The sequence below is a fragment of the Pedobacter sp. SYP-B3415 genome (assembly GCF_004138205.1).
GTDB lineage: Bacteria > Bacteroidota > Bacteroidia > Sphingobacteriales > Sphingobacteriaceae > Pedobacter.
On the sequence record NZ_RXNQ01000020.1, the window covers coordinates 1 to 6,870 of the forward strand.

At 51.0% G+C, this 6,870-nt stretch carries 5 protein-coding genes; 2 read left to right on the plus strand and 3 right to left on the minus strand.

Annotated elements, in window-relative coordinates; translation table 11 throughout:
* Window positions 1-1,167 precede the first annotated feature (1,167 nt).
* Both purD and EJV45_RS08675 read right to left on the minus strand, forming a co-directional pair.
* On the minus strand, window positions 1,168-2,439 hold the full coding sequence (gene purD, locus EJV45_RS08670) for a phosphoribosylamine--glycine ligase (RefSeq protein WP_129715285.1): 1,272 nt from the start codon (window positions 2,437-2,439) through the stop codon (window positions 1,168-1,170).
* Between the two features lie 1,299 nt (window positions 2,440-3,738).
* Window positions 3,739-4,020, minus strand: a complete 282-nt coding sequence (locus tag EJV45_RS08675; protein WP_129715286.1) for an ATP-dependent Clp protease adaptor ClpS — start codon at window positions 4,018-4,020, stop codon at window positions 3,739-3,741.
* A gap of 86 nt (window positions 4,021-4,106) precedes the next feature.
* Here EJV45_RS08675 and EJV45_RS08680 point away from each other — a divergent pair, with 86 nt between their 5' ends.
* Both EJV45_RS08680 and EJV45_RS08685 read left to right on the plus strand, forming a co-directional pair.
* Window positions 4,107-5,153 (plus strand): 3-oxoacyl-ACP synthase III family protein, encoded by a 1,047-nt coding sequence (locus EJV45_RS08680; RefSeq protein ID WP_129715287.1) that lies wholly within the window; start codon window positions 4,107-4,109, stop codon window positions 5,151-5,153.
* A gap of 91 nt (window positions 5,154-5,244) precedes the next feature.
* A complete protein-coding gene (locus EJV45_RS08685; protein WP_129715288.1) occupies window positions 5,245-6,195 on the plus strand; it encodes a Smr/MutS family protein in 951 nt (316 codons plus the stop codon).
* Window positions 6,196-6,587: 392 nt separating this feature from the next.
* Here the strand turns inward: EJV45_RS08685 and EJV45_RS19555 are convergent.
* A partial coding sequence (locus tag EJV45_RS19555; protein WP_205942354.1) for a hypothetical protein occupies window positions 6,588-6,870 on the minus strand: 283 nt, incomplete at its 5' end.

The following is a 6,870-nucleotide window of genomic DNA, read 5'->3' on the forward strand; positions in this document are numbered from 1 at the left end:
GCGCAAAACCCCTCGGCCGCCATTCGTGCAGAGCCCCCCTCACGGGTCATCCAGACAGAGCGGAGCGGCGGAAGGATCTGAGTCGGAATCACAAGTCAGATTCTTCGCTACGCTCTGAATGACCCGTGGGGGGAATCGCCTGGAGCGGAGCCAATGGATTTCTTCAGATTTGAGATATGAGATATGAGTCTTGAGACAGGCGCAAAACCCCTCGGCCGCCATTCGTGCAGAGCCCCCCTCACGGGTCATCCAGACAGAGCGGAGCGGCGGAAGGATCTGACTCGGGATCACAAGTCAGATTCTTCGCTACGCTCTGAATGACCCGTGGGAGGAATCGCCTGGAGCGGAGCCAATGGATTTCTTCAGATTTGAGATATGAGATTTGAGTCCTGAGACAGGCGCAAAACCCCTCGGCCGCCATTCGTGCAGAGCCCCCCTCACGGGTCATCCAGACAGAGCGGAGCGGCGGAAGGATCTGACTCGGGCTCACAAGTCAGATTCTTCGCTACGCTCTGAATGACCCGTGGGAGGAATCGCCTGGAGCGGAGCCAATGGATTTCTTCAGATTTGAGATATGAGATATGAGTCTTGAGACATGCGCAAAACCCCTCGGCCGCCATTCGTGCAGAGCCCCCCTCACGGGTCATCCAGACAGAGCGGAGCGGCGGAAGGATCTGAGTCGGAATCACAAGTCAGATTCTTCGCTACGCTCTGAATGACCCGTGGGGGGAATCGCCTGGAGCGGAGCCAATGGATTTCTTCAGATTTGAGATATGAGATATGAGTCTTGAGACAGGAGCAAAACCCCTCGGCCGCCATTCGTGCAGAGCCCCCCTCACGGGTCATCCAGACAGAGCGGAGCGGCGGAAGGATCTGACTCGGGATCACAAGTCAGATTCTTCGCTACGCTCTGAATGACCCGTGGGAGGAATCGCCTGGAGCGGAGCCAATGGATTTCTTCAGATTTGAGATATGAGATTTGAGTCCTGAGACAGGCGCAAAACCCCTCGGCCGGGTAGGGCAAGTGAGGGGGTTAGGCGCCCAGGTCCTGACTCATGATTCATGGCTCCTGGCTCAGTCTTTTCTCCTTTTTCTTTAGTCTCATGGAGGGGTTCTGCGCCCAGACTTTCGACTTTTTACTTTCAACTTTAAACTTAAAACGTCTCCTCAAACCAAATCAAACCCGATGTCTTCGCGGAAATATTTTCCATCGAAATAGATCCGGCCGGCATCGGCAGTGGCGCACTGCAGGGCCGTGAACATATCATCCTGCAGGGTAGAAACGGCCAGCACCCGACCGCCGTTGGTTTTCACAACACCGTTTTCGGCAGTGGTTCCGGCGTGGAAAACCTCAGAATGCCGCACGTTCTCGATACCGGAAATGGCCTTGCCTTTTTCATAGTCGCCCGGGTACCCGCCCGCAACAACCATTACGGTCGCTGCTGTTTTTGGCGAAATCCGCACTTGCACTTCATTCAGCCTGCGTGCGGCCGTGGCTTCAAACAGGGCGACAAGATCATTTTCAACCCGCAGCAGTACACTTTCTGTTTCCGGATCGCCCATACGGCAGTTGTATTCAATTACGTAGGGCTCTTCACCCACTTTGATCAGGCCAAAAAAGATAAAGCCTGTATAATCAATATTTTCAGCTTTCAGTCCGTTTACTGTCGGATCGATGATACGCTCACGAACCTTTTGCATAAATTCGGCCGAGGCGAAAGGAACCGGCGAAACAGAGCCCATACCGCCGGTGTTTAGTCCGGTATCGCCCTGACCGATACGTTTATAGTCTTTGGCTTCAGGCAACAGCACATAATTTTCGCCATCTGTGAGCACAAAAACCGAAAGTTCGATACCGGTTAAAAACTGCTCTACGACAACTGATGATCCGGCGGAGCCGAATTTTCCTCCCAGCATCAGTTTCAATTCTGCCTTCGCTTCCTCGCGGTCTTCGAGGATAAGCACACCCTTGCCTGCCGCGAGGCCGTCAGCCTTTAATACGATCGGAAGCGTGTGCTGGTCCAGGTAATCGAGACCTGCCTGCAACGTTTCATTTGTAAAAGTTTGTGAAGCGGCCGTTGGAATACCCTGGCGTTGCATAAACTGTTTAGAGAAGTCCTTGCTTCCTTCCAGGATGGCTCCTTCTTTCTTCGGTCCGATAACCGGAACAGATGCCAGCTCGGCATCGGCAGCAAAGAAGTCGTGAATACCATTTACAAGTGGTTCTTCGGGTCCGACAATCACCAATGAAATCTTCTCTTTCTGCACCAGGTTTTTTACCGCATCAAAATCATTCGGGTTAAGCGGAACGTTGCGGCCATATTTTGCCGTACCTCCGTTGCCGGGTGCAATGATCAGTTGAGTACATCTGTCTGATTGACTGATTTTCGAGGCGAAAGCGCTTTCTCTGCCCCCAGAACCTAAGAGTAAGATATTCATACCGGCAAAGATATCTGTTTTGGCAGATTATGGGAAATAGTATATAGATAATCGTAGTTCGTATTTAGTGGTGCAATTCCTGGAGATTTTCCTGGAGATTTGAGATACGAGATTTGAGTCTTGAGACACGGCTGCAATAGTATATAGGTATTCGTAGTTCGTATTTAGACTTGGCGCAAACCCTGCATAGCGCATAACCAGTTCAGCGCCGTGGTCTTTCGTCCTTGATCCTTTTTCTTTAATCTCATGGAGGGTTCTGCGCCCAGGACTTTGAACTTTCGACTTTTTACTTTTTACTCAGAGCGACTTACAACTTAATACCTACAACTTAAAACTTCCTGACTCATGATTCATGGTTCCTGGCTCAGTGTTGTCCGGGGAAAATTTTGCGAAAGCCTATAGTTCTTTGGTTTCAACATATATGAAACTGTGGTATCGAACCGCTCACCGCCGCGGGGGCTCCTTCTTTTTCTTGGAAAAGAAGCAAACCGCTCCGGCTGTGTATCTCTTCTTGCATAAAAGCATCAAAAGTCTGACGGCGGCGGGAAAAGGCCCGGATTATCCCTGCGCCATTCCGTTCCGGGCTGGTTCCCCTCCTTGGTTCTTCCCAACCTCCTTAAAACAGTGCAAGACTTTTAATACTTTTCTGCGGCGAGAAGATACAAGGCCGGTCCGCACCTATCAGTGGCAGTAAGCAGGCAAAACCGTCATCAAAACCACCGCCTGTACGTAAAACCCCCAGACATAGAATACAGGAGGGCTTGATTCAGAAGATTCAGGCAAATACTGTTTTGAGACTGCTTAGAAGGATCCTAGTTCATTCAGCCAATTTTTACCGGACAACACTGATTCATGGTTCCTGGCTCGACGTAGTCTTTCCTTGATCTCCTGCGCAAACGTTCGCCGCTGCTTCGTCGCAGGGGATCCCTCGCCGTTGCGATCCAGTAGAAAAGGGATTCCGCAAACGCGCTTCGGGATGACGGCGTGGGGGAACGTCGGTGAATTATGGCGATGTGAGATATGAGATATGAGTCCTGAGACAGGGCTGCAATAGTATATAGGTATTCGTAGTTCGTACTTAGACGTGGCGCATACCCTGCATAGCGCATAACCGTTCAGCGCCGTGGTCTTTCGTCCTTGATCCTTTTTCTATAATCTCATGGAGGGGTTTGGTGCCCAGGTCCTGACTCATGATTCATGGTTCCTGGTTCGGCTAACGGCCATGAGGGGTTAGACGCTGTGGTCTTTCCTCTTTTTTCCTTTTTCTTTGGTCGTTCTCCGGCCCAGACGCCCGGTTCCTTAATCAACCGTAACGGTCAGGCCTTCCTGCTGAAGAATTTTGCGGTAAATTTCCATTTCTGTAAATGAGCCTTCAAGTACGGCACATTTACCCTTGTTATGCACTTCCCAGGCAATCTTTTCGGCCTGGTTTTCGCTATAATCAAGGTACTTCATCATACAATGGATCACATGGTCGAACGTATTTACATCGTCATTCCATAAGATGAGTCGGTGGACGGTTTTTAAGGAGGTAAGGATTTCTTCAAGCGTGAACGTCTCTTCCTTGGTTTCTGTCGACATAGCACAAAAATACTTTATTTTGGAAAAATTAAAGCAGAGTTTGGGCAACAATAAGTCATAAATTTACAGCGTCAAACGCCTATAACATGTATCGTTCAAAAATTGCCGGAATTGGCCGGTATGTTCCCGACAATATTTATACAAACGAAGACTTATCCAGGTTCATGGAAACAAGCGATGCCTGGATTCGTGAGCGTACCGGGATAGAGGAGCGCCGTTTCGCAGACCGCAACGGCGAAACGACGACAACCATGGGTATAGAAGCTGCTAAAGTTGCCATGGAACGGGCCGGAACAACAGCAGACGAGATCGATTTTATCGTTTTCGCCACGCTCAGCCCGGATTATTATTTTCCGGGATGCGGCGTGCTCCTGCAGCGAGAAATGGGAATGAAAGAAATTGGCGCCCTGGATGTTCGCAACCAGTGCTCTGGCTTTGTTTATGCCCTGTCGGTTGCAGATCAATTTATAAAAACGGGCATGTATAAAAACATCCTGGTCGTGGGCAGCGAAAAACATTCTTTTGCGATGGATTTCGAAACCCGCAGCCGCAATGTCTCCGTTATTTTTGGCGATGGTGCCGGCGCGGTCGTTCTTCAGCGCAGCGATGATGACAACAGCGGAATCTTGAGCACACACCTGCACAGCGACGGCGCGGATGCCGAAATCCTCGCTATGCATTATCCCGGCTCGCACGCCAATAAATGGCTTAAAGACAACCCGCCATTTCCCGAGCAGGAACTGGGTGGCCTGTTTATGACACCGGAAATTCTGGAAAGCGGAGCTGCACTTCCCTATATGGATGGTCCGTCGGTATTTAAAAAGGCCGTCGTGAAGTTTCCGGAAGTTATCCGCGAGGCACTGGCAGCGAATAACCTGAGCGAGCAGGATATCAACCTGCTTGTTCCCCATCAGGCAAACCTGCGCATCAGTCAGTATGTGCAGCAGTTGCTCGGACTGGCAGATGAACAGGTTTTCAATAACATCCAGAAGTATGGCAATACAACGGCCGCTTCCGTGCCTCTGGCACTTTGCGAGGCCTGGGAGGCCGGGAAAATAAACCCGGGTGATCTGGTTTGCCTCGCAGCATTTGGCTCTGGCTTTACATGGGCCAGCGCACTGATCCGCTGGTAGCGGCAATAAGATTGCGGCTGCCGAGCAAGGCCAGCCACAACATCGGTTACCGGCCCGGCGGCCGGTGCCATTAACTATTAAACTATCGAACATGAAATTTAAACTGGGCGATTTTGTCCGCTTCGTCGATGAAAAACGCGAAGGATACGTAACAAGCATTATCGACGAGCAAACACTCGGCGTAACAGATACCGATGGCTTTGAAATCCCGGTCAGCGTGAGCAACCTGACCAGCATACATGGGCATATGCAGGAAGATCCGGCGGAAGAAGCCGCCGCTGCGGCGGCCGCCGTCCAGAAAAAGCCGGCCGTAAAACCGCCGGGTGAGGAGGCGATTTTCCTGGTGCTGCAGCCGGGAACAAGGCAGCATGCCGTTCGGTTTAACATTGTAAACCATACGACCGACCGGCTGTTGTTCAGCCTCTCAGGCGAAAGACAGGGACGTTTCAGCGGCATTCAGTCGGGCATACTCGAATCGGGCAGTTCTGTGCAGGTGTTTGAAGGTGCCCTGCCTGATCTTGATCTCTGGCCAGAGTTTCACCTCAACGTCCTACGGCATAGCACAGCAGCCTTGCTTCCACCGGTTAAGTTTGCCAGGAAGTTCCGGCCAAAAGATTTTGCTGCCGAACGCGCAACGGTTGCCCTTCCGGGCGAAAAAGGATGGCAATTCCGCCTGGACGAACCTCCCCTGAAAATTGATGCGCAGCAACTGAAAGAAAGTTTTTTCAAACCTGCACCTGAAAAACAGGGATTAAGCAGACCGGATGCAGAAACCGATCTGCATATCGAAAAACTGCGTAGCGACCACCAGTTTTTGAAGGGGGATGAAATTTTTGACATCCAGCTCGGACATTTCCGTAAAATCCTGGAAGCTGCTGTTGTGCACAAGTTGCCCGAGCTTATTTTTATTCACGGTGCCGGAAACGGAAAACTGCAGCAGCATATACACCGCGAGCTGGGCAGGCATCCACAGGTAAAAACCTTTATGGACGCGCAGAAGGAACGCTTTGGATACGGTGCAACGAAGGTGATTTTGAAGTAGCCAAGGAAATGAGCCACGAACCATGAATCATGAGTCAGGACCTGGGTGCCTAACCCCTCACTTTCCAAGCCCCACCGACGATCCCCTACGCCGTCATCCCGAAGCGCGTTTGCGGAATCCCGTTTCCACTGGATCGCAACGGCGAGGGATCTCCTGCGACGAGGCAGCGGCGAACGTTTGCGCAGGAGATCAAGGGAAAGGACCCATTGAGTTGAAAGTAAAAAGTTGAAAGTCCAAAGTCCTGGGAGTCTAACCCCTCAATGACCGCTGGCTGAGCCACGAACCATGAATCATGAGTCAGGACCTGGGTGCCTAACCCCTCACTTTGCCGAGCCCCACCAACGTTCCCCCACGCCGTCATTCCGAAGCGCGTTTACGCAATTCCTTTTTTCTCATGGTCGCAACGGCGAGGGATCTCCTGCGACGAAGCAGCGGCGAACGTTTGCGCAGGAGATCAAGGGAAAGGACCCTTTGAGTTGAAAGTAAAAAGTTGAAAGTTCAAAGTCCTGGGCGCAGAACCCCTCAATGACCGCTGGTTGAGCCACGAACCATGAATCAGTGTTGTCCGGTAAACCGAAAAAAAGTGCATAAAAAAAGGGGCCGAAGCCCCCTATAGTTTTTAGATTTGGAGTTACCACACAACAAAAATAAACTATGCCTAAAAGTACATTTTTT